The organism is Kribbella deserti (genome assembly GCF_042434725.1).
Lineage (GTDB): Bacteria > Actinomycetota > Actinomycetes > Propionibacteriales > Kribbellaceae > Kribbella > Kribbella deserti.
The window spans coordinates 1-20,851 of record NZ_JBHLTC010000036.1 but is presented as its reverse complement, the minus strand read 5'-3'; the positions used below and the strand labels follow the sequence as shown (position 1 = coordinate 20,851).

Annotated in this window: 20 protein-coding genes; 9 read left to right on the top strand and 11 right to left on the bottom strand. The window is 67.3% G+C overall.

Translation table 11 applies throughout. From position 1 onward, the window contains the following. The first annotated feature begins 54 nt into the window (after positions 1-54). Positions 55-1,113 (top strand): LacI family DNA-binding transcriptional regulator, encoded by a 1,059-nt coding sequence (locus ACFFGN_RS26860; protein ID WP_380052817.1) that lies wholly within the window; start codon positions 55-57, stop codon positions 1,111-1,113. On the opposite strand, the gene ACFFGN_RS26855 is transcribed toward ACFFGN_RS26860, so the two are convergent. After that, on the bottom strand, positions 1,110-1,721 hold the full coding sequence (locus ACFFGN_RS26855) for a class I SAM-dependent methyltransferase (RefSeq protein WP_380052815.1): 612 nt from the start codon (positions 1,719-1,721) through the stop codon (positions 1,110-1,112). The genes ACFFGN_RS26860 and ACFFGN_RS26855 overlap by 4 nt on opposite strands. Continuing rightward, positions 1,718-2,680, bottom strand: coding sequence for an NAD(P)/FAD-dependent oxidoreductase (locus ACFFGN_RS26850; protein WP_380052813.1), 963 nt, complete (start codon positions 2,678-2,680; stop codon positions 1,718-1,720). The genes ACFFGN_RS26855 and ACFFGN_RS26850 overlap by 4 nt, the downstream gene beginning before the upstream one ends. A gap of 85 nt (positions 2,681-2,765) precedes the next feature. Here ACFFGN_RS26850 and ACFFGN_RS26845 point away from each other — a divergent pair, with 85 nt between their 5' ends. From ACFFGN_RS26845 to ACFFGN_RS26820, 6 genes are all read left to right on the top strand, one after another. Further along, on the top strand, positions 2,766-3,332 hold the full coding sequence (locus tag ACFFGN_RS26845) for a helix-turn-helix domain-containing protein (protein WP_380052811.1): 567 nt from the start codon (positions 2,766-2,768) through the stop codon (positions 3,330-3,332). 87 nt (positions 3,333-3,419) lie between these two features. Further along, positions 3,420-3,812, top strand: coding sequence for a hypothetical protein (locus ACFFGN_RS26840; protein ID WP_380052809.1), 393 nt, complete (start codon positions 3,420-3,422; stop codon positions 3,810-3,812). Between the two features lie 209 nt (positions 3,813-4,021). Continuing rightward, positions 4,022-4,414, top strand: a complete 393-nt coding sequence (locus tag ACFFGN_RS26835) for a VOC family protein (RefSeq protein WP_380052807.1) — start codon at positions 4,022-4,024, stop codon at positions 4,412-4,414. 40 nt (positions 4,415-4,454) lie between these two features. Continuing rightward, positions 4,455-4,868 (top strand): hypothetical protein, encoded by a 414-nt coding sequence (locus tag ACFFGN_RS26830; RefSeq protein ID WP_380052805.1) that lies wholly within the window; start codon positions 4,455-4,457, stop codon positions 4,866-4,868. Between the two features lie 64 nt (positions 4,869-4,932). Beyond that, positions 4,933-5,112: a hypothetical protein gene (locus ACFFGN_RS26825; protein ID WP_380052803.1), complete on the top strand. Its 180-nt coding sequence runs from the start codon at positions 4,933-4,935 to the stop codon at positions 5,110-5,112. 11 nt (positions 5,113-5,123) lie between these two features. Continuing rightward, on the top strand, positions 5,124-5,912 hold the full coding sequence (locus tag ACFFGN_RS26820) for a hypothetical protein (protein ID WP_380052801.1): 789 nt from the start codon (positions 5,124-5,126) through the stop codon (positions 5,910-5,912). Positions 5,913-5,918: 6 nt separating this feature from the next. Here ACFFGN_RS26820 and ACFFGN_RS26815 read toward each other — a convergent pair whose 3' ends face one another. From ACFFGN_RS26815 to ACFFGN_RS26805, 3 genes are all read right to left on the bottom strand, one after another. Continuing rightward, a complete protein-coding gene (locus ACFFGN_RS26815; protein WP_380052799.1) occupies positions 5,919-7,370 on the bottom strand; it encodes an alpha/beta hydrolase in 1,452 nt (483 codons plus the stop codon). A 254-nt stretch (positions 7,371-7,624) separates the two neighbouring features. After that, a complete protein-coding gene (locus ACFFGN_RS26810) occupies positions 7,625-7,933 on the bottom strand; it encodes a DUF1905 domain-containing protein (RefSeq protein WP_380052797.1) in 309 nt (102 codons plus the stop codon). A gap of 45 nt (positions 7,934-7,978) precedes the next feature. Continuing rightward, a complete protein-coding gene (locus ACFFGN_RS26805) occupies positions 7,979-10,375 on the bottom strand; it encodes an alpha/beta hydrolase (RefSeq protein WP_380052795.1) in 2,397 nt (798 codons plus the stop codon). 156 nt (positions 10,376-10,531) lie between these two features. Between ACFFGN_RS26805 and ACFFGN_RS26800 the strand changes: the two genes are divergently transcribed. Beyond that, positions 10,532-11,152, top strand: a complete 621-nt coding sequence (locus ACFFGN_RS26800; protein ID WP_380052793.1) for a histidine phosphatase family protein — start codon at positions 10,532-10,534, stop codon at positions 11,150-11,152. 45 nt (positions 11,153-11,197) lie between these two features. Here the strand turns inward: ACFFGN_RS26800 and ACFFGN_RS26795 are convergent, their stop codons facing one another. The 6 genes from ACFFGN_RS26795 to yczR form a co-directional block, all read right to left on the bottom strand. After that, positions 11,198-12,106, bottom strand: a complete 909-nt coding sequence (locus tag ACFFGN_RS26795) for a C40 family peptidase (protein WP_380052791.1) — start codon at positions 12,104-12,106, stop codon at positions 11,198-11,200. 134 nt (positions 12,107-12,240) lie between these two features. Next, on the bottom strand, positions 12,241-12,687 hold the full coding sequence (locus ACFFGN_RS26790) for a hypothetical protein (protein WP_380052789.1): 447 nt from the start codon (positions 12,685-12,687) through the stop codon (positions 12,241-12,243). Between the two features lie 258 nt (positions 12,688-12,945). After that, positions 12,946-13,395, bottom strand: a complete 450-nt coding sequence (locus ACFFGN_RS26785; RefSeq protein ID WP_380052787.1) for a hypothetical protein — start codon at positions 13,393-13,395, stop codon at positions 12,946-12,948. A gap of 473 nt (positions 13,396-13,868) precedes the next feature. Further along, positions 13,869-16,652, bottom strand: coding sequence for a cation-transporting P-type ATPase (locus tag ACFFGN_RS26780; protein ID WP_380052785.1), 2,784 nt, complete (start codon positions 16,650-16,652; stop codon positions 13,869-13,871). 1,137 nt (positions 16,653-17,789) lie between these two features. Next, positions 17,790-18,431 (bottom strand): peptide-methionine (S)-S-oxide reductase MsrA, encoded by a 642-nt coding sequence (gene msrA / locus ACFFGN_RS26775; RefSeq protein WP_380052783.1) that lies wholly within the window; start codon positions 18,429-18,431, stop codon positions 17,790-17,792. A gap of 99 nt (positions 18,432-18,530) precedes the next feature. Then, positions 18,531-19,988, bottom strand: a complete 1,458-nt coding sequence (gene yczR / locus ACFFGN_RS26770; protein ID WP_380052781.1) for a MocR-like transcription factor YczR — start codon at positions 19,986-19,988, stop codon at positions 18,531-18,533. 61 nt (positions 19,989-20,049) lie between these two features. Here yczR and yczE point away from each other — a divergent pair, with 61 nt between their 5' ends. Then, on the top strand, positions 20,050-20,691 hold the full coding sequence (gene yczE, locus ACFFGN_RS26765) for a membrane protein YczE (RefSeq protein ID WP_380052779.1): 642 nt from the start codon (positions 20,050-20,052) through the stop codon (positions 20,689-20,691). The last annotated feature ends 160 nt before the right edge of the window (positions 20,692-20,851 follow it).

The following is a 20,851-nucleotide window of genomic DNA, read 5'->3' as shown; positions in this document are numbered from 1 at the left end:
TCAAGGTGCTAATGCGCATTAGTAAAGGCCTTTCAGGAACTGCAAGGAGACGGCATGGATTCGGGCACGGGGCGCGGTAGTGGCCGTCCAGCGCGGCAGGCCGATATCGCGGCAGCCGCCGGGGTGTCGCAGACGACCGTTTCGCTGGTGCTCGCGGGCAATCGCGATGGCGTGCGGCTGTCCGAGACAACCCGTCAACGGGTACTGAAGGCCGCCGAAAAACTGGGCTACGTGCCGGACCCGGTCGCCACCCGGCTGGCCTCGTCGCGGAACCACATGCTCGGCGTCTACACCTTCGCGTCGGCCTTTCCGACCGATGTGGACGGGTTCTACTACCCGATCCTGGTCGGCGTCGAGGAGGAGGCCGCCGCGCTCGGGCAGGACCTCGTGCTCTTCACCGGAACCGGCGGAGCGGACGCGCGGGCCCACGACCGGACGGCCATTCGCCGTACCAGGGTGACTGACGGATGCCTGTTCTTCGGGCGGCACATCCCCGAGGAGCCGATCGACTGGCTGCTCGGCAGCGGATTCCCCCTGGTGTACATCGGCCGTCGTGACGAGCTGGACGGGCGGATTCCCTTCGCGGGCGTCGATTACGTGACCGCCTCGGGCGCGGTGGTGGATCGCCTGATCGCCCAGGGGCATCGCTCCTTGCGGTACCTCCGCGAGAACGACGACGCGCCTTCATCGACCGACCGCGAGACCGGAGTGCTAGACGCCGTACGACGCGCAGGACTGCCGACGGCCAAGGTCGTCGTACGACGTGAGGCCGACGACGTCGGCCCCGACCTGGTCGGCGGGTGGCGCCAGGCCGGGGTTACCGCGTTGATCGTGGAGGAGACCGACACCGGTTCGCTCGCGAAGGCCTTGATCGCGGCGATCGATGCCGCCGGGTTGTCTTGTCCCGACGACCTGTCGCTGGCGGTGCTCGGGCGTTCGCCGGCTTTGCCGGAGGCCAGTGGGTTTGAGGTGCCTCGGCGGGAACTGGGGCGTCGCGCCGTACGACTCTTGGTGGACCAGATCACCACTGCGCCGGGTAAGCGGCCTACGGTGCAGGAACTCCTGCCCTGTAGGCCGATCACCGGCACCACGATCGGACCTGTCCCGGGTTAGCGGCGTTCGGCGTGGAGGACGGCGTCGTGAATGGTGATGGGTTTGCCATCGCTGTCGGCGACCGCGCGGGGCCGGGCGTCGGTGGCTAGAACCGTCCACTCCGCCGGGTCGAGCGTCGCTGCTAGTTGCTCCGCGGTGAAGAACATGTCCGGCAGGTGGGGACGGCCCGCGGTGGTCTCCAGATCGCGCGGGTGGTGCGCCACGATCAGCAGGCGTCCGTTGGGTGCGACCGCATCGGCGAGACCGGCGTACAGAACCTCCCGTGGTTCGTTCGGCAGATGCATGAACTGCGCCGAAACCAGGTCGAACGCCTGCTTGGGCGGGTCCCACGCCGTCACGTCGACGTGCTGCCAGTCGATCGCGAGGTCGCCCGCGTGTTCGGCGGCCCGGGCCAGGGCCACCTTCGAGAAGTCCACGGCGGTCACCCGCCAGCCGCGCGAGGCCAGCCAGATCGCGTCCGCGCCTTCGCCACAACCGACGTCCAGCGCCTTCCCTGGAGGTAGGCCCTCGGCCTCGGCGACCAACTGGGGATTGGGCTTGCCGCTCCAGACCCGCTCGGACGAGCCATAGCGTTCTTCCCAGAAGGCTTCGTCATATACCTCGGTCATCGGGATGCCTCTTGCTGGTAGCGGGTGCGGTACGCGGCCAAAGCCTCGTTGGTGTCTTCCGCGATCAGGTCCATGTTTATCGAGGCGCCTGCGCCGAGCCCAGCCGCGGCCGAGCTGATCACCTGGGCGCGGAGGTCCGAGACGTTCCCGGCCACCCAGATGCCCGGAACGCTCGTACGGCCATCCGGTTCGGCCGGAATGTACGATCCGATCACGTAGTCGCCGGCAAGCATCTGAACCGGTTCCAGGCCCAGCTGCTTGAGTACGTCGGCCCGGGCGGTGAATCGTGGTGCAATCGCTAGAGCTTGTCGGGGAATCACCTGCCCGGTGGAGAGCCGTACGCCGCTAATACGGTCTTCAGTGATCTCCAAGCCCTCGACCTTGCCGGTGACGACGGAGATGCCGCGGGCGGCCAGACGCTCCCAGTCCTCTTCGGAAGGCTCGGGGGCGGTGTGAAGGAACAGGGTGACGTCATCGCTCAACTGCCGGAACATCTCGACCTGGTGCAAGGCCATCGCACTAGTGGCGATAACCCCGATTGCCTGGTCCCGAACCTCCCAGCCGTGGCAGTACGGGCAGTGCAGCACATCCCGGCCGAAGCGCTCCGCGAGACCCGGGATGTCCGGTAGCTCGTCCTGAAGGCCAGTGGTGACCAGAAGCCTGCGAGCCTCCACCGCGGTCCCGTCCGCGAGCGTGACCCGAAAGCCCGGCTCGATCGACTGGACCTCGCCCTGGCGCACCTCAGCGCCGTACCGCTCGAGCTCTTCCCGGCCGATGGCCAGCAGTTCACGCGGTGGGCGCCCGTCGTGTCCCAGGTAGTTGTGCACCCCGTCGGCCGGTGCGTTGCGGGGGTTGCCCGCGTCGATCACGAGCACCCGGCGCCGGAACCGGGCGAGGGCCTGCGCGCCGGCCAAACCGGCCGCGCCGCCGCCGATCACCACAACGTCGTACTTGTCCATTTTCTGTACTCCTTTCGCTGTTTCCCAGCGTGCGCCGCCTTTGCTTGACCAACAAGTTTTGTTGCCGATCTGGCAAACTGACGGCATGGACGACGTACTCGAAGCGGTTGGCCCGCGGCTGAAGGCCATCCGGACCCAGCGCGGACTGACCCTGCACCAACTGTCGGAGGCCACCGGCATCTCGGTGAGCACGTTGTCCCGGCTCGAGGCGGGACAACGCAAGCCCACGCTGGAACTACTGCTGCCGCTGGCCCGGGCTCACCAGGTCCAACTGGACGAACTGGTCGACGCACCGCCGACGGGCGATCCCCGCGTCCACGCCCGCCCGTTCAAGCGAAACGGCGCGACGTACGTGCCGCTGACCCGGCGCCCGGGCGGCGTACAGGCCTTCAAGATGATCGTGTCCGCAGGCTGGAACAACGGCGAACCGAATCCCCGAGTCCACGAAGGCTACGACTGGCTCTACGTACTGTCCGGCCAGTTCCGCCTGGTCCTCGGCGACAAGGACATGGTCCTGCAGGCCGGCGAAGTCGCCGAATTCGACACCCGAGTCCCGCACTGGTTCAGTAACCCCGGCCCAGGCCCCGCCGAAATCCTCATGCTCTTCGGCCCCCAAGGCGAACGCCTCCACATCCGAGCCACCACCCACTGACCAGCCGGCCTCCGACCGCCTGGGTGGATCATGAGGCCCATGACGCGCAGAGTGGACTGGCCTGGCCGGGGCGGTACCTGGCTAGGAGTGCCCGCATTGCTGCTCGCCTGTTTCGGCGGCCTGATGTGGTTGGACATCGCCGACCGCCAGGCCCTTGGCCGGGACTTGCAAAGCTCCGGTGTCGAGGTCGTCGCGGGATCGGTCAAGGTCAACGTTGCCGGCGGCAGAGGAACGCCGCTCATCAGCGGTATCCGGGTCGCCTTCCGCGACACGAATGGCCGGGTGGTCAGCGCGAAACTGACCGAGTTCGAAGATGATGCGCAGGGGATGCCGGAAGGCGTCCACATACCGGCGCCGGGCACGCGCTACGCCAAACCGCTGACGCTGCTCTACCTCCCGTCCGAACCCGAGACCGTGCTTGCCTCGGTCGACGCGCAGGAGTGGCTCGCCGACCAGGAGACCCACGCGACGCCAAGGTAGTGGCCGGGTCGGGCCTTCTGCTACTGGTGGCGGCCATCGCCATACTCACCCGCGACGCCCGCCGCCGCGGTGTCGCCTGGTGGCAGTGGTACTCCGATGCGCCCCCCACCTTCTAAGCCCGCCAGGCGTGTTCGGGCGACGACTCGTGACGTGCTGTCGGGAGATCGCGCTGGGGTTGACTTGGGGGGTGGGCGTGGGAGGGTCGGGTTATGGGCGAGGACGTGGGTAAGGATCGGTGGGAGCGGATGGATTGGTGGGGCGTGGTGCTGGATGCGCCGGATGTGGGGGTGTTGGCGCGGTTCTACTCGGAGTTGCGCGGCTGGCCGATCTGGAAGCAGGACGAGAACGATGCCGCGCTGGACCTTGGTGAGGGCGTCGCGTACCTGAGCATCCAGCGCAATCCGGACTACGTGCGACCGGTTTGGCCCGCTGAGAAAGGGAGTCAGCAGATGATGCTGCACCTGGACTTCCAGGTCACGGATCTGGCGGGGGAGACGGCTCGGGCGGTTGCGTTGGGCGCCGAGTTGCCGGAGTTCCAGCCGCAGGAGGACGTGCGGGTGTTGCTGGATCCGGCCGGGCATCCGTTCTGCCTGTACACCTGAGGTACTCCTGGGCGGAGCGGGCGTTCGTTAAGGTGGATGGATGGATTTCGAGACCGTAGACACGCAGGTCCGCGCGCTGTCCGAATCGCTTCACGGGGCTGATGAGGCGACGATCGCGGCCGAGGTCGATCGGTTGAAGAACCTGGCGGCCCTGATCCCGGACGACCTTTGGCGGGCGCGTGCCCTGGCCAGGGCGGAGCGGCTGCCCGAGCTGATCACGGGGCCGACGGCCGGTACGAGCGAGCAGTTCGAGCGCGCCGTACAGCTGCAAGGTGAGGCCATGAGCGCGCAGGGTTCGCCGCAGGAGCGCATGGCCGTGGCTGAGGCGGCGATCCGGGCCATCGCGGAACTGGCCGATCAGGCACCGGCCCGCGAGGCAGGCACGATCCTGCGGATGAACTCGTCCCTGGCCCGGCTGATCGAGGATCTTCGGCTAGAGGACCAAACGGGCTGACAAGCCCAGTCAAAAGGGCAAGGAGCTCGACCCGTCGTCACCCGAGTACCAGTGGGTGGCGAGCGTGATCAAGTCCGTCGAGCAGCGGACCGGTTCGCCGACCCGTTGGAACGGACGCGTCTTCGAGGAACTGGACCCCGGCGTCCTCGGCACCGCGCATCCGGACGGCACGATGACGATCAGCCCGGGCAAGGTACTGGACCCGGTCAGGCAGGCGTATACCGGCGGCCGCCCGGTGTGCTGACACAGCCGAGCATGGACGCCTATCCGGCGTACACCTCGGCGTCGGCGGACCTGAACCGCGGTCTTGCCGCCCGGACCGGGCAGACCACTGATCAGGTTGCGACCCAGTTGATCGGTACGGAGCGGGCGCAGCGCTGGAACGCGGCGGCCGACATGGTGATCAACCAGCGCCTCGGCGGGCTGATGCCGGAGTCCCATCGCGACGCCATGCGGGCTCAAGTGGTCGCGCCGATGCGTGCGGAGTTCGAGAAGCTTCCCCAGGCACAGCAGGACTTATCCCTGACCAGTGCGCAGAAATCCGCTGCGGCCACGAACGCCGCGGGGCGCGCTCTCAGCGGGGTGGACCAGGTGGTCGGCAACGCCCAGCAGCACTACCAGAACTTCTACCAACAGCAAGCCCAGCAACAAGCCCCTCAGCAACAAGCCCCTCAGCAACAAGCCCCTCAGCAACAAGCCGCTCAGCAACAAGCCCCGCAAGGGCAGCAGGCTGGGCCGCAACAAGGTCAGCAGCAGCCGGGGGGACAGCCTCGACAGCAGACGAGCCAACAGGCTCCTCAACAAGCCCAACCACAGCAGGGCGCTCAGGTGGGTACGGCGTCTGGGGCCGCGGCGGCTACTTCGCCGGAGGTGGCTAAGCTTCAGGCCCTGATGAGTGGTCAGGCCCCCGCGACCGGCGCCGTCAGCCCTTCTGCAGGCTCTACCGACGGCGCCCGCCCTGATCGCGGCGGTCAAACCCCTGGCCAGCAGGTCACCCGCCCGCAGACCGGCCCCACCAAGCCCATAACGCCCGAACGCGGTTAAGCGACCTCAGCAGGTCGAGTACTTCGGCGGCAGTTTCCCCTCCAACAAGTACGACGTGATGGCAGCCCGCGCGCACGCGGAGTTGAAGTACGCCGTATGCCCGTAAGCCTTCGCCACCAGCAAACGGCTGCCACGAATCTGCCGGGCCAACCCGAACGCGGAGTCGACCGGCGTCGACGGGTCATCGCTGGTCGAGGTGATGAGAATCGGCGCGGCGTCCTTCACGGGCGTTCGCCGCCACGGGTTGCTCGGCGGGATCGGCCAACCCGCACAGGCGGCGGTAATCGCCCAGCCCTCGACGGCGGCACCAACTCGCGGAGCCACCCGTTTCGCCTTGGCCAGACGGGCTTTCGCATCGGCGTACCCCTTGAGCTCACCGGGCAAGTCCATGCAGGACACCGCGGCATACGCCGTCTCGAGATCGCCGACATAGCTGATCCCCGCGAAGCCGGACCCGTCGCCTTCCGCCCCGAGCGCGATCGCGTCGGCGAGGGACGGCCACGGATCGCCGACCAGCTCGGTCTTGGGCAGGAGGATCGGCAGGGCCAGCCGGATCGTGTCGCCATTCACCGGCGGATGTCCCGCGACCTGCAACGGCGTCTTGTCGGCCTTGCGGACCAATCGGTCGTAGACGGCGCCGACGTCCTGGCCGTGCAACGCGCAGGTGTTGTCCTTCGCGCACCAAGCGGCGAACCGGTTGAACCCGTCCTCCATCGCCTTTGCCTCGCTGAGCATGAACCGGGTCGATCCCTGCGCATGGTCGACGATCCCGTCCAGCACCATCCGGCCGACGCGTCGTGGGAACAGCTGCGCGTACGTCGTACCGAGGTAGGAGCCGTACGAGAGGCCGACGAAGTTCAGCCGGGTCTCACCGAGCGCGGCGCGAATCGCGTCCATGTCGCGAGCGGCCGTGCGGGTGTCGAGATTGCGCATCAGCTCGCCGTGTTGCTTGAGGCACTGTTCGCCAGTGGCCCGGCTCGACGCCACCATCGCGTCGTACTCCGCCTGGTTCTTGGGGAAAACCGGCACGCCGGGACGTAGTACGGGGCCACAGTTGAGCTGGCTGCTACTACCCGTACCACGCGGGTCGAAGCTGACCAGGTCATAGCGATCGCGCAACTGCGGGAACAACTGATCCGCGAATCCCGCCTCGAAGATCGATCCACCCGCACCCCCTGGCCCACCTGGGGTGAACACCAACGACCCGAGCTTGTTCGCTTGATCCTTGGCCGGAACGCGCGCGACGTACACCTCGGTCGTGGTGCCACCCGGCCGCGCCCAGTCCAGTGGCACGGTCAACCGCCCGCACTCGGCCGCCGCGCTGGCCGGCCCACACGCACGCCAATCGATCTTCCCGGCCGCGGCGGTTCGTCCAGCGGCACTGGCCGTTCCGTTGGTCAACCCGGCGGCAATGATGCCTATGGCAACTAGTAACGCACTGTTCCACGGTCTACGCATACCCGCGAACCTAGTGTCCTGAGTCGGAAGTTCGTGCACATCTCCGGCGCCCAGGCACGCACCTCGCGGCGTTGGAGAAACGGCCACGATGCTAGAGCATCGCGACCGCTTCTCCGCCTTGCGATGCACGCACCTGGACACCGGAGCTGAAGCACGAACTTCCGACTCAGGACACTAGGTGCTCACCAGCTCCAGCGGCATCCTCCTTTAGTCGATTTCACCCCCAACGAATGGCGCCCCGGGCTGGCAGACCGCTACAGGTCTGCCAGCTCGATGAGCGCGTGCACGTCGCCGTCCGGCTCCAAGTCCTCCGCGGTCCGCACAGCCTTCTTCACCGGCAGCAGATACGTCCCTCGCTTGCTGTCCGGGAACAGCGAAGTACGCCAGGTCGTGCTGCCCACGGTGACCACCACCCGCACCGACCCGAACCCACGCCGCACACTCCCCGTCAGCTCCAGGATGTCGTCGCTGATCTCGGCAGGCACCGAAACGAAGTACCACGCGACGTCACCCGGGTACCGCCACAGCGGCGCCGAGAACTCAAACTGCCCAATCCCACTCACACCCCGACCCTAAGGCCCGCCACCGACAAAACCGGGCCGTCGATTTCAGTGGTTGTGGATGGTGCCGGTTAGGGTCAAGGGGAGTTCCGGGGTGGCACCGCTGGTTGAGAGGACCTTCAGTTGGAAGGTCTCGTCGGGCTCGTGGATGCCGTCGGCCACTGCTGGTACGGCGAGCCAGCCGGTGGTTTCGCCCGGTGGGATTTCGCCTTGATCCATGGGGTATTTCGGATTGTGGTAGTCCGGCGGCGCCATCGAGCTGCGGAAGTCGTCGCCCAGCGTGGCGGTCCCGTCGACGAACTCGCCCTCGAACCACCAGGTCTTGTCGCTCGGCGCCGACAGCCGCAGCGGGAATCGCACGGTGCCGCCTTCGGTCCCTTCGCCGGTCGTGCCGATGGTGAACACCGGTTCGGGGTCGTCGTCGATGACCAGCCCGGTGCCGAGCGGCTTATCGACGAGTGCGTGCCGGGCCCCGGTCAGCACCAAGTGGTAGCGGCCGTCCCAGCCGTCGCGGGTATTGCCCTGGACCGCCAGTTCCACCCGTTGACTGGTCTGTCCCGGCTTGAAGGTCACACGGCGTACTACCGACTTCACGATCGTCTGCCGGTCGTCGTCCCGCCAGAACGTTTCGGCGTCCACCGTCACTTCCTGGCTGCTAGGACGCGAGAGGCTCACGGTAAAGGCAGCAGTTTTCTCGCCGCTGTCACCCTCCTGCATCGACGGCAGGTCGTTCACCCGAATTCCTGGCAGGTTGACCGGCCGAGCATCGCTTACGTCGGGTCGAGCGAACGCCATGTCTGCAAGGAAGGCCGAGCCACTATCAACCCGGTCGGCCCGCACCTGGACCTCGCGGACGTTGCTGAGGTCAATCCCCTTCAAAGAGGCCAGAGGTACTTGCACGCTCCGCAACACCGTCCGAGGCACCTCGGCTTCTCCATCGCCCGGTAGTTGGTTCAAGGCCTTGCTAACGGTCGAGACGGGAACAGTCGCCGTACGACCTTGCGCGTCCACAACCGCCACAGTCAGGTCGGTATCACCTGCACCCACTCCCGGAGCCGCCCGGAACGTCAGAACGCCGTACCGCCGTACATCCCCGCGAACGTCGTACCGGATCGTGCCGTCCTTGCCGGTCCAGCCGAGCTTGGTGAACGCCGGAAGCGGGGTGGTCCTCGCCAAACTGGCAGGGGCGAAGTGCGGGAAGCGGTCCGGCTTGTCGCTCGCTACGCAGGTCATACCCGCGCAAGACGTAGCAGTCAGGTTCCCGGTCACTCCGGACTGCTGCAGGTCCTTGCGATCGGCCGCGCGGGCAGTGACGACATCACCCGAACCATCGAACAGCGGCAGCAACTCCTTCTCCTTGCCGAGTTCCAACCGGAAGAACCCGCTGATGTATTTCGCCCCGAGGGCCTGCTGCTGCAGGGGTTTGAGTCGGCCAGACGAGTTCGCGCCGCAAGGCTCCTTCTTGCCCTCCCAGTCGTCGAAGCCGTGCCCAGGCGCAGTGGACTGCCCAGGCGTCCACTCGGTGTTGAAGTAGTTGTGGTTCGCTCCCATCAGCAAGGCCGTCGATCTCGAAACACCGTCCTGGAAGCTCGCGGCGTCGTCGTAATAGTGCTGCCCCTGCAGATTGCTCGCGTCGCCGTCGCAGTACGGCAGGATCACGTTCATCGCCACGCCCGGAATCACCGAGCGCACGAAGTTGACCGGCGCGAGCGGCTGAACGGCCTTGATCCCGTACGGCGAACCGCGGCGCAGGTTGATCAACCCGGCGCGTACGACGCCCTCACCACCTCGCGAATGGCCCATCAACCCGACCCGGCCGAGGTCCACCTTGCCCACGAACGCCTTGCCGTACGGGCCACCGCCGGAGGTCGACCACCTTCGCCAAAGATCGAGGTGCGCCATCACGAGTTCACCACGGGCCTGCGCACCAGCGTCATCGGAAACGCCGTCCTGCGCGTTGACGCCGTTCGCGCTGATCGAGACCACCTGGTAGCCGTGCGACGCGAGTTCGCGCGCCGGGGCGTCGTACCCCCGATAGCTCGGCAGCGGCAACGAGTCCGGCGGGCAAGGCCAGTAGCGCGGTTCGTCGCCGGCCTTCAAGCCGGCTTCGGCCTTGCGACGGGCCTCGACCTTCGGGTTGGGCGTGATCGAGGCATTGGGTACGCGTTCGCCGGCGTCAGCCCCAGCAGGGGCCTTCGGCTCGTAGCAGTTGGAGTGCCACCCGTGCAGGAAGATCACCAGCGGGCGCCTCCCCGCGAAGCCGGTCGGGCGGTAGACCCGCGCTCGCAGCTCCGCCTTCCCGGTGATCCCCGGCAGATAGACCGCCTCGTCACCAAGGTCGTACTCGCTAACAGCAACATCGCCCACAACCGCGGCAACAGCAGGCGGTACGGGCGCCAGGGCCACTCCGAGCATGGCCGCAACGGCCAACCTCGCCAGTCTCACGTGAACTCATCTCCCGATCGTCGAAGGCCAACCGGAAGAGCATTTCGGCCGCAGGTATCCGTACTGAATCAACCAGCCCGCAACCCGCGCGCAATCGAACTAGAACCGCACGGGCAGCGTCCACCTCAACGACAGATAAGTCGGATGGAGGATCGAATGACAGCCACTCGCTACCTCTACCTGGTCCGGCATGGGGAGGCCTTGCCGGATGGCAGTGGCCTGACCGAGCGAGGCCAGATTCAGGCGATCCAGCTCAGTCGCCGGCTGCGGGACATTCCGTTCTCCGCCGTGCAGCACGGACCGCTCGCCCGGGCCGCTCAGACCGCGGGCTTGATCTGGGACCAGTTGGTGAAAGACGTGCAGCTTGAGGTCTCGGAGGCGGCGGGCGACTACGTTCCCTACCTGCCGGAGAGGCGAGAGCTGCCCGCTGACTCGGCTGACGTCTTGCTGAGCTTCCTCCAGCAGGCCACAGCGGACGAACTCGAGCGTGGGTCCGTGCTGGGCAGCCTGGCTCTCGATTGCTTCACCGGTCCGGCGGACGGCGACGAAGAACGGCACGAGCTGGTGGTCACGCACAACTTCCTCATCGGCTGGCTTGTCGGCCATGCGATGGACGCGCCGAAGTGGCGGTGGCTCAGCCTGAACCACTGCAACGCGGCTCTGACCGTGCTCAAGTACGAACCTGGCCGCCCCTCGTCGGTGCTTGTGTACAACGACATGCGGCACCTGACGGGGGAGCTGACCTGGACCGGCTTTCCCGTCCGGCCGGGGATCTGACGCTGGGTCCCAAGCCGTCCGGCAGGCTGTGCACCCAAGTGGGCGTCAGTCGGTTGAGACGCCGAGAATGCGGTAGACCGCGACAAGCTTGCTGGACCACCACGAGGTGTTCGCGTGATAGCCGATTCCGGCTGTCGGGCTGAGCGCGTCGTACAGGGTGTTGTTGCCGGCCCAGAAGGCGACATGAGTGACAGCGCGCGGGCTTTCCACCGTGTCGCGGTAGAAGAGCAGGTCACCGACCTTCACATCCGAGGGCGAAACTCGCTTGGCGTACGCCTTCGCGGGCGAGGTATGCGTCCGGGCCCAGTTGTAGATCTGCTCGGCGGTGCGGACGTTGTTCGTATTGAAGTCGGGGAAGTGCTTGATCCCGTTGTACGACGTCAGTACCAGTCCGGAGCAGTCGTAGTAGTCCGGACCCATGCCGCCGAGGCGGTACCCCTTGTCGGACTTGCTGAGGGCGGTGTCATAGGCGAGCCTGCTCCAGTTGAAGATGTTCCGCGACTGATGACAGTCGACGCCTTGGGCGGTCGTACCGTTCTTGACCGTGACCTTCAGATGACTGATGTCGCCGAGGTTGCCGGGGTTCCAGCCTCTCGTGAGCCCGACTTTCTGGCTGCCGTTACCGGCCGTGAGCACGTAGTAGGTCTTCCCGTTGCCGAACTTCATGGCTGCCGCGCTGCCACCCGGCGCGATGGCGTTGATTCTGAGAATCGGAGAGACGTTGCCACTCGCCGCGGTGTCCCTGATCCGCCACCGAATCGTCACCTCGTTCGGCCCCAGCCAGTCGACCTGAATGAAGGCGTGGGCGCCGGGGCACTTGACGGTCAGCGTGCCGCTGGGGTTGCTGAGACCAGCGGCGTACGACGCGGTGGGAACGACGGCCGCGCCTGCCAGCGTGGTGGCCATGGCCATCACCAAGGTCGCGACGCCGCGTTTCAGTTGATTGGTTCGCATGATCGGACTTCCTTCTGGGCGGAAACGGCGAACCTCGCCGTCTGACGGTGAGCAAGGCGGAATGTGCAGGCAGGCCCCAAGGCGGAATCGCCGCTGTCGGGCGGGATCCGGGCTCGGCTCGTGTGACGGCGGATTCAGGCGTAAGGGTTGTCCCGGAACGCCTCGGCGCATTTCAGGTCGCGAGTTGGGTTGTAGACGCACACCCGCACGCCTGCCTTCGCTATCGGCGCGCTGCCGGTAGTAACGAAGTCCCCCAGGTTGATGCCGTCGGGGCCGCAGCCGTTGGTGTCTGCTCCCACGTAGCGAGTCTGGGTGGTTCCGTTGATGAGTACTACCTTGATGTAGGCACGTACCGGAAGGTTGTCGTCGGGACACACGTCGCGCACCGTGACGTTGCTGTGGACGACCCTTGTCCGGCTGGTGAAGTCGAGATACGCCTGCGCGATCCCGCCACCGCCGGAGCTTCCCGAGTAGACGCGAGCCGACACCAGCCCATCGGTCGCCTGCGCCGGACTCGCGACCAACAAGCCACCCAGCACTGCCGCGAGCCCCACCGCGGTCTTCAGTACGCGTGTCTTCATCGATCCTCCAAGAGATGCCTCGAGCCGGTTCGCACCCGCTCGCTGAATGTCGTCGCCACGGTACGAACCGTCACCGGCATCTCCCTGCCCGTACCGCACCCGTACCTGGACGACGACGGCGTGCCGTCGTCTGACGGCACGCCTGCCGATCGTCCGATGCAATGGCCAGGTACGCCGAGATCCACGTCCACCGCGCCCGCCGCCACCACTAGCGCGACGGTCGGGTCCGGCTCAAGGCACCTGGGCTTGTCAGCAGACTCAGGTGTAGGGGTTGTCCCGGAACGCTGTCTTGCAGCGCAGGAGCTGAGTCGAGTTGTAGACGCAGACCCGCACGCCTGCCTTCGCTATCGACGAGCTGCCGGTAGCGATGTAGTCCCCTAGATTGGTGCCGTCGGAGCCGCAGCCGTTGGTGTCCGACCCCATGTTGACTCGCCTGATGGCTCCGTTGGTGAACACCACCTCGACGTAGGCACGTACCGGAAGGTTGTCACCGGGACACACGTCGCGCACCGTGAGGTTGTTGTAGACGACCCTGGTCCGGCTGGTGAAGTCGAGAGACGCCTTCGCAACCCCACCACTGCCGGAGGTGCCCGGGTAGTAGACCTGGGCGGCCACCGGACCGTCGGTCGCCTGCGCGGGAGTAGCGACCATCAGGCCACCCAGCACCGCTGCGGCCCCGACCGCGGCCTTCAGAACGCGTGTCTTCATCGATCCTCCAAGAGAGATGCGTCGAGCCGGTTCGCACCCGCTCGCTGAATGTCGTCGTCACGGTACGAACGGTCACCTGCAGCTCCCTGCCCGTACCGAACCCGTACTGCGGGCCCGAATCGGCCACCGAACGACCGAAGACCCGGCGCCATCAGGCACCGGGTCCTCAGTTGTTGCTGGCAGCCACAGCCACAGGATCGGACTGCGGATGAGGTGCAGGTCCAGCCTCAGCCCGACGAGGAACAGCAGGATGGCGATCTCCATCCGGGCCAGCAGGTCGATCGTGCTGTCAGCGTTGACCCACCCGTCCCGATCAGGCCGACCAGGATGCCGACGCTGATGAACGCAACGGTCAGCGGCTGCCGTAGCCGGACGGCCAGTAGCCCGGCCGCGGCGGCGATGGTCAGATGATCGCGACGAGCCCGAAGGCGTTCGGCTCTACGATCAGCCTCTCCTGGCGGCCGCAGCGACAGCTACGTCTGATCGAGCGTGCTTCGCCACCACTTGTCCGCGGCCACCACGAGGCTTGCTGCCACGGCGATCGCCAGGATCCGCAGCCACGCGCCCCACCCAATGGGGGCGGTGCCGAAGACGGTGTTCATGGCGGGCAGGTAGGTGATGGCGAGCTGGCCGATCGCCTGGACGGTGACACCGGCGATGACCCAGCGGTTGGAGAAGATGCCGATCCGCCACGCCGATCGGGTCAGCGAGCGGCAGCTGAACAGGTAGAACGCCTCGACCACGACGAACACGTTCATGGCCGCAGTGCGCGCCTCGGCCAGGCTCGCTCCGTGCGCGAGCTCCCACTCGAACAGCCACCACGACCCGGCGACCAGCAGACCAGACACCAGCATGATCCTTAGCATCAGCGCCCGGGTGAGCAGCGGCTGATCCGGGTCACGCGGTCGCCGGGTCATGATCCCGGCCTCCTTGGGTTCGAACGCGAGCATCAGCCCCAGGGCGACCGCGGTGGTCATGTTGATCCATAGGATCTGCGTCGGCAGGATCGGCAGTGCAGCGCCGGCCATGATCGCGGCCAGGATGACCAGGCCTTCACCGATGTTTGTCGGCAGGGTCCAGGTGATGAACTTGGTGAGGTTGTCGAACACCCCGCGGCCTTCCTCGACGGCGGCCTCGATGGTGGCGAAGTCGTCGTCGGTGAGCACCATGTCCGCGGCGTCTTTCGCCACTTCGGTGCCGCTTTCACCCATGGCGACACCGATGCCGGCCTGGCGCAGGGCAGGGGCGTCGTTGACTCCGTCGCCGGTCATCGCGACCACGTGACCGCGTGCCTGCAGCGCCTCCACTAGCCGCAGCTTCTGCTCCGGCGACACTCTCGCGAACACGGCCGCACGGTCCACCGCCTCGGGGAACTCTTCAGCGGTCAGCGCGGCAAGGTCGGTGCCGGTCAGCACCATGCCTCGGTCACACCCGTTCCCGTGCTGGGGCTGGTCGAGCAGGCCGATCCGGCCGGCGATCGCGGTAGCGGTCGCGGCGTGGTCACCGGTGATCATCTTGACCGCGATGCCCGCGGTCCGGCAGGCAGATACCGCGGAGGTCGCGGCTGCCCGGGGCGGGTCGAGCATGGCCTGTAACCCGGTCAGCACCATGCCGGCCGGCAGTGTGTCCTCTCCGAACCCGTCGGGGTCGAAGGCGCCAGGCTTGAGTGGTCGCATGGCGGTGGCCAGCACCCGCAGGCCCTGCCCGGCCAGGTCGTCGGCCGCGCGCAGCACGGCGATCCGGTCCAGTGGCCGGAGGGTGCCATCGGCGCTCATCTGTGCGCTGCACAGGTCGAGCACCCGCTCGACAGCACCCTTGACCAGCACCACATGAGCTGCCGGATGGCCCGCGATGTTGTCGGGCGCGGTGTCGGCTGTGGTGTCGCGGTGCAGGGTGGCCATGTATCGGCGTTCGGAGCTGAACGGGATCGTGGCCAGCCGGGGAAGCAGTCCCGTGACCCGGTCGCTGTTCAGCCCCGCCTTGGCGGCGACGACCAGCATCGCGCCCTCGGTGGGATCACCGACGATCATCCATCGCGTGTCCTGTTCGGTGAGGGCGGCGTCGTTGCACGCCGCGCCGACCAGCAGCGACCACAGCAACGCCTGCTCGGTACCGGCTGACACCGGCGTGCCCGTGTTGTCGTGCAAGGTCCCCTCCGGGCTATAGCCGGAGCCGGTGACCTCGTAGGGACCTGCAGAAGTCCACACGGTGCGCACGGTCATCTGGTTCTCGGTGAGCGTGCCGGTCTTGTCGGAGCAAATGACCGTGGTGCTGCCCAACGTCTCAACCGCGGGCAGTCGACGGATCACCGCGCGCCGCCGCGCCATCCGTGCCACCCCGATCGCCAGCGTGATCGTGACCGCGGCCGGCAGCCCTTCGGGGATCGCTCCGACTGCGAGGGCGATCGCGGCGGTGAACGTCTCCACCGGGTCTTGGTCTCGCAGCAGTCCCACCCCGAACGTGGCGGCGGCCAGGGCGAGGATGGCGATGGTGAGAATCTTGCTGAACCCGGCGAGCTTCTGCGTCAAGGGCGTCGCCAGGGTCTCGGCGGCCCCGACCAGCCGGTGGATCTCCCCGAGTTCGGTCTCGGCGCCGCTGGCGATCACGATCCCGGCGCCGCTGCCGGTGGTGACCAGAGTGCCCGAGTAGGCCATGTTCCGGCGGTCTGCCACTGGAATGGGCTCGGGCAACACGACTTCGTCCTTGGCCACGGGGACGGACTCGCCGGTCAGCGCCGATTCGTTCACCCGTAATTCGGCCAGCCGGATCAACCGCAGGTCGGCGGGCACCTTGTCGCCGGCGTCGAGTAGCACGAGGTCACCGGGGACGAGGCCGTCGGACGGCACGGTCTGCTCGTGGCCGTCGCGTACCACTCTCGCGCGGGTGCGCACCATCGACCGCAGACCTTCCAGGGCCGCCTCGGCCTTGGATTCCTGGATGAACCCCACGATCGCGTTGATCACGACTACGCCGAAGATCACCGCCGAGTCGACGTACTCGCCCAGCCCGGCGGTAATCGCCCCGGCGGCGAGCAGCACGTAGATCAGCGGGTTGTGGAACTGGCGCAGGATTCGCAGCAGCAGACCGGCGCCCTTGCTGGCGGGCAGTGCGTTCGGGCCGAACCGCGTCAGCCGCTCGGTCACCTGCTGGCTGGTCAAGCCATCGTGCGGGTCGGTCTCCAGCAGTAGCACCACCTCATGGCCGGCCAGGCTGTGGTGCGCGGTAGCTGACGAAGAAGCGGAAACGGACGTGGTCATGGCGCCACCTCGCCCGCCGGCCGCGGGCGCCCGGCCGCCCAGGCACGGGCTGCCGTCACGGCGAGTGAGTCGTCGGCACCGATAACGATCCGGAGATGCATGAACCGACACCCCATCTCTTGGTTGAGCAATGCCTGCTCGGCACGTCGGTGCCTGGCAGATTGGTGTCTCCAGGCTGCCTGCGGCGAATGGTTCCGGTTAGGGCCCGATGTCACTCCCATCCCAGGACTTGTGCCCTATAGCGAACACCTAACGTCCCCCTGATGGCAGTAGTGCTTCCGCCTGCCGGGCTCGCTACGCGCACACGCAACCGACACCAACCGATTCATCCCGCTGAGCGCCGAACGGCCACGTCCACGATCGCCTTCGCCGGTGCGGGCTCGACGACGAGCACCGGCACACGTGAATGGTGATTCACGTCCGTCGACCCACCAGCGACTGCGCGCGTGCTCGTGAATGCAAGGCGTCCCGAAGGGGCGGTGACAGTCGCCGAGCAACCTCGCGGAGCAGGAAGGGCTCCTCGAAGCTCAGCCCACTCATGCCCGGACGCCGACCGCATTTCTCCGAACGGACGTAGCGTGCGACGACCTTCGACGAAGATTGATCGTGAAGCGAATCGGTTGACCGGCATCGGTCAGGCCGGCATCGTCGGCGGGCTCGTCAGCAGCCGCCGCAGTACTGCGTGCGACACGACCTCCTGGCGAGTGCCGACGCTGCGGGCGAACAGGTGCGGGAGTGGATCACGGTGCGCCGTTCGGGTGGGTCTTGGCGCTCGACTCGGCGGTCCCAGTCAGACATCCCGGACATCAGACACCGTTGGTTCGCGCCTTGCCGGTACAAACACTGGTTGACGCGAAACCACGCCATCTGTCCGTTGCAGCCGGAGGAGCACCTCTCGTTCAGTTGTGTAAGTCAGCTCAGAGCCGCCCTCTGCCGAGCGACCCAACACCCAGCGCCAGAGCGACCTGTCCAGCCACTCCGGGACACCATCGGGCAGTGCGTCGTGGTCCGCAGCTTGCTCGGTCACGCACATCGAAGGGGAACCCAGGGCCTCGGCTCTGGCGCATCAGCGGGCGGTGCCTCTCTGCTCAAACAGACCGAACCTCGGGGCCCGAGCTCCGGTCTTCTGTTCGCGGTCTACACCTTCGGGAACGGTACGCCGGTGTTGCTGTGGCAGCGGTAGCCGTTGGGGTTCTTCTTCAAGTACTGCTGGTGGTAGGGCTCGGCGTAGTAGAAGGTGGTGGCGGGGGCTACTTCGGTGGTGATGTCGTTGTAGCCGCGGGCCTTGATGGCCGGTTGGTAGGTGGCTCGGGTGGACTCGATGGCGGGGAGCTGGTCCGGGGAGGTGTAGTAGATGGCCGAGCGGTACTGGGAGCCCAGGTCGTTGCCCTGGCGCATGCCCTGGGTGGGGTCGTGGGATTCCCAGAAGACCTTCAGCAGGTCTTCGAACGAGACCTTCGCCGGGTCGAAGACCACCCGGACGGCCTCGGTGTGACCGGTTTGACCGCTGCAGACCTCTTCGTAGGTCGGGTACGGGGTGTAGCCGCCGGCGTAGCCCACGGCCGTCGTGTAGACGCCCGGGATCTGCCAGAAGATCTCCTCGGTACCCCAGAAACAGCCCGTGCCGAACCACACCTCGGCGAATCCCTCGGGCGCCGGGGCGGTCTGGGGTGTGCCGAGCACGATGTTGTCGGCCGGTACGGCGAAACCGGGGGTCTCGCGGCCGGGCAGGGCCTTGTCGGCCTCGACCAGGGCTGACTTGTTTCGGAAGATCGACATCTCACGCCTTTCGCAACGGCAAAGTCCTACTCATGGTCTCTCAACGTTCCAGCCGGGGTGAACCTTCCCCGGCAACCACCGGTACCCCTTACGGCGCGATTACGCGATCATGGCCGCGTTCCGCCGGGGGAGGGCCGTCGCCAGCTGGGCGTAGGCCGCCGCGATTCGTCGTACGGCCTCGATCAGCGCGTCGGGCTCGATCGTGTACGGCAGGCGGATGAACCGTTCGAGCCCGCCGTCGGGGGAGAAGCGTGACCCGGCCATCAGGAGTACGCCGTTGCGCTCGGCCACTCCGACCAGGCTCGAGCCCACCGGCTCCGGCAGTTCGCACCACAGGGACAAGCCGCCGCCGGGGACTTCGAACGACCAGGACGGCAGGTGTTCCCGGACGGCGTTCATCAGGGTGTCCCGGCGGAGAAGCAGGCCGGTACGGCGTTCGGGCAGGATCTCGTCCCGGGCGGCGAGTAGACGCGTCGCGATGAGTTGTTCCAGCACGGGCGCGCCCAGGTCCATCGAGGCCCGGGCGTCGAGTACGCGGGCCACCAGCGCGGGCGGTACGCGCAACCAGCCGATCCGCAGGCCACCCCAGAACGACTTGCTCAGGCTGCCGACGGTGATCACGCCGCGCGGGTTGTACGTCGCGAAAGGCGCGGGCATAGGCGCCGTACCAAGGCAGAGATCGGTCAGGGTCTCGTCGATGATCGCGGTGGTCCGGTTCCGCGCGAAGGCCAGTGCGAGCCGTTCGCGTTCGACGTCCGGCATCAACCGGCCGGACGGATTCTGGAAGTCCACCACCATCCACGCCACCCGTGGCGCCGTCTGGCGGATGGTTGCCTCCAGCAATGGAAGGTCCCAGCCGTGCGGGGTCATCGGCGCCGCCACGATCCGGTTGCCGCCGCGGCGGATCGCGTCCATCGAGTTCGGATGGGTCGGGCTCTCGGTCAGTACCCGGTCGCCGATCTCGGCCACGGACCGCAGCGCGAGAGCCGTTCCCGCCAAGGCGCCCGCGGTCACGACGATCTGGTCAGGCGTGGTCGGCAGGCCTTTGGCCTCGTAGTACGCCGCGATCTCCTCGCGTAGTTCCGGCAGGCCCTGCGGGTGGTACCCAGGCGTGCCGAGGTGGCTCGCGAGGTCCTCGGTGGCGGCGCCGACGGCCGAGCCGATTCCCACCGCCGAGGGGGAGGCGGCGCAGGTCAGATCGAGCAGGCCTGCGGAGTCGAACTCCGGCGTGCGCGTCATTCCCGACGTACTACGGCCGCCCGTACCGCGGGCCGCGCCGGACGGCAGGCTGGTCACGCTGCCCGAACCGCGCCGACTGCTGAGGTAACCACGGTCGCGGAGTTCGCGGTACGCCGAGGCGACGGTGGTCCGGCTCACGCCGAGGGCCTCGGTCAGCTCGCGCTCACTCGGCAGGCGCGCGCCGGGCGGTACGCGGCCGTCCGCGATCAGCAGGCGGATCCGCTCGGCCAGGGCCCGATAGGCGGGGCCACCTGCCTCGGCCCAACCGGTCACGAGGGCGGCGACGGTACTGGCGGGCAGGTGGCGGGGTGCGGACATGCAGTCCACTATTGCTCAATTGGCTATCGAATACCAGACCAATCATGCGCAGACTGGCATCGTGACCGCCACTGCCGAAGCGCCGCCGCCCAGTCTCAATCCCATTGCCCAGCTCACCGCGGGCCGCCTGACCCGCCGGCTGATCCAGCTGTACCTCGGCCTCGCCTGCTACGGCATCTCGCTCGGCCTGATGGTGCACAGCCATCTCGGCCTCGCGCCGTGGGGCGTACTGGACTACGGCATCGCGCGGCACATTCCGCTGACGATCGGCCAGGTCGGTATCGCGGTGTCGTTCCTCGTGCTGCTGACGTGGATCCCACTGCGGCAATGGCCCGGCCTAGGCACGATCAGCAACGCCATCGTGATCGGCCTGGTCACCGACCTGACCCTGTGGGCCCTCGAACGCCCGGACCAGCTGTGGATCCGGATCGCGTTCCTGGTGGTCGGCATCGTGGGCAACGGCCTGGCCACCGCGATGTACATCGGCGCGGAGTTCGGCCCGGGTCCGCGCGACGGCCTGATGACGGGACTGGTTCGCCGTACCGGCCTGAGTGTGCGGTTGATCCGGACGTCGATCGAGGTCACCGTGCTCGCGATCGGTTTCGCCCTCGGCGGTGTCGTCGGCCTCGGCACGGTCGCCTACGCCCTGGCCGTCGGCCCCCTCGTCCAGGTCTTCCTGCCCCACTTCCGAGTCCGGCTCTAGCGTCCAGCTCTAACCTCGATCCAGCGAAGCCGGTGGTCAGCGGTGGTCGCGGGCGAGGCCTGGCCGGCTGGGTGGTTGGCCCGGCTGCCGGGTTTTGGTGCGACTACCTGGCTGCAGAGCCTGTTGCGTTTTGGGTGTGGCGCGGGTTGCTGGGTGGGTT

Excerpts from the sequence above, each read along its gene's own strand:
- ACFFGN_RS26860 (WP_380052817.1), top strand. The coding sequence starts at position 55 with ATGGATTCGGGCACGGGGCGCGGTAGTGGCCGTCCAGCGCGGCAGGCC.
- ACFFGN_RS26855 (WP_380052815.1), bottom strand. The coding sequence starts at position 1,721 with ATGACCGAGGTATATGACGAAGCCTTCTGGGAAGAACGCTATGGCTCG.
- ACFFGN_RS26850 (WP_380052813.1), bottom strand. The coding sequence starts at position 2,680 with ATGGACAAGTACGACGTTGTGGTGATCGGCGGCGGCGCGGCCGGTTTG.
- ACFFGN_RS26845 (WP_380052811.1), top strand. The coding sequence starts at position 2,766 with ATGGACGACGTACTCGAAGCGGTTGGCCCGCGGCTGAAGGCCATCCGG.
- ACFFGN_RS26835 (WP_380052807.1), top strand. The coding sequence starts at position 4,022 with ATGGGCGAGGACGTGGGTAAGGATCGGTGGGAGCGGATGGATTGGTGG.
- ACFFGN_RS26830 (WP_380052805.1), top strand. The coding sequence starts at position 4,455 with ATGGATTTCGAGACCGTAGACACGCAGGTCCGCGCGCTGTCCGAATCG.
- ACFFGN_RS26820 (WP_380052801.1), top strand. The coding sequence starts at position 5,124 with ATGGACGCCTATCCGGCGTACACCTCGGCGTCGGCGGACCTGAACCGC.
- ACFFGN_RS26815 (WP_380052799.1), bottom strand. The coding sequence starts at position 7,370 with ATGCGTAGACCGTGGAACAGTGCGTTACTAGTTGCCATAGGCATCATT.
- ACFFGN_RS26800 (WP_380052793.1), top strand. The coding sequence starts at position 10,532 with ATGACAGCCACTCGCTACCTCTACCTGGTCCGGCATGGGGAGGCCTTG.
- ACFFGN_RS26795 (WP_380052791.1), bottom strand. The coding sequence starts at position 12,106 with ATGCGAACCAATCAACTGAAACGCGGCGTCGCGACCTTGGTGATGGCC.
- ACFFGN_RS26790 (WP_380052789.1), bottom strand. The coding sequence starts at position 12,687 with ATGAAGACACGCGTACTGAAGACCGCGGTGGGGCTCGCGGCAGTGCTG.
- ACFFGN_RS26785 (WP_380052787.1), bottom strand. The coding sequence starts at position 13,395 with ATGAAGACACGCGTTCTGAAGGCCGCGGTCGGGGCCGCAGCGGTGCTG.
- ACFFGN_RS26780 (WP_380052785.1), bottom strand. The coding sequence starts at position 16,652 with ATGACCACGTCCGTTTCCGCTTCTTCGTCAGCTACCGCGCACCACAGC.
- msrA (WP_380052783.1), bottom strand. The coding sequence starts at position 18,431 with ATGTCGATCTTCCGAAACAAGTCAGCCCTGGTCGAGGCCGACAAGGCC.
- yczR (WP_380052781.1), bottom strand. The coding sequence starts at position 19,988 with ATGTCCGCACCCCGCCACCTGCCCGCCAGTACCGTCGCCGCCCTCGTG.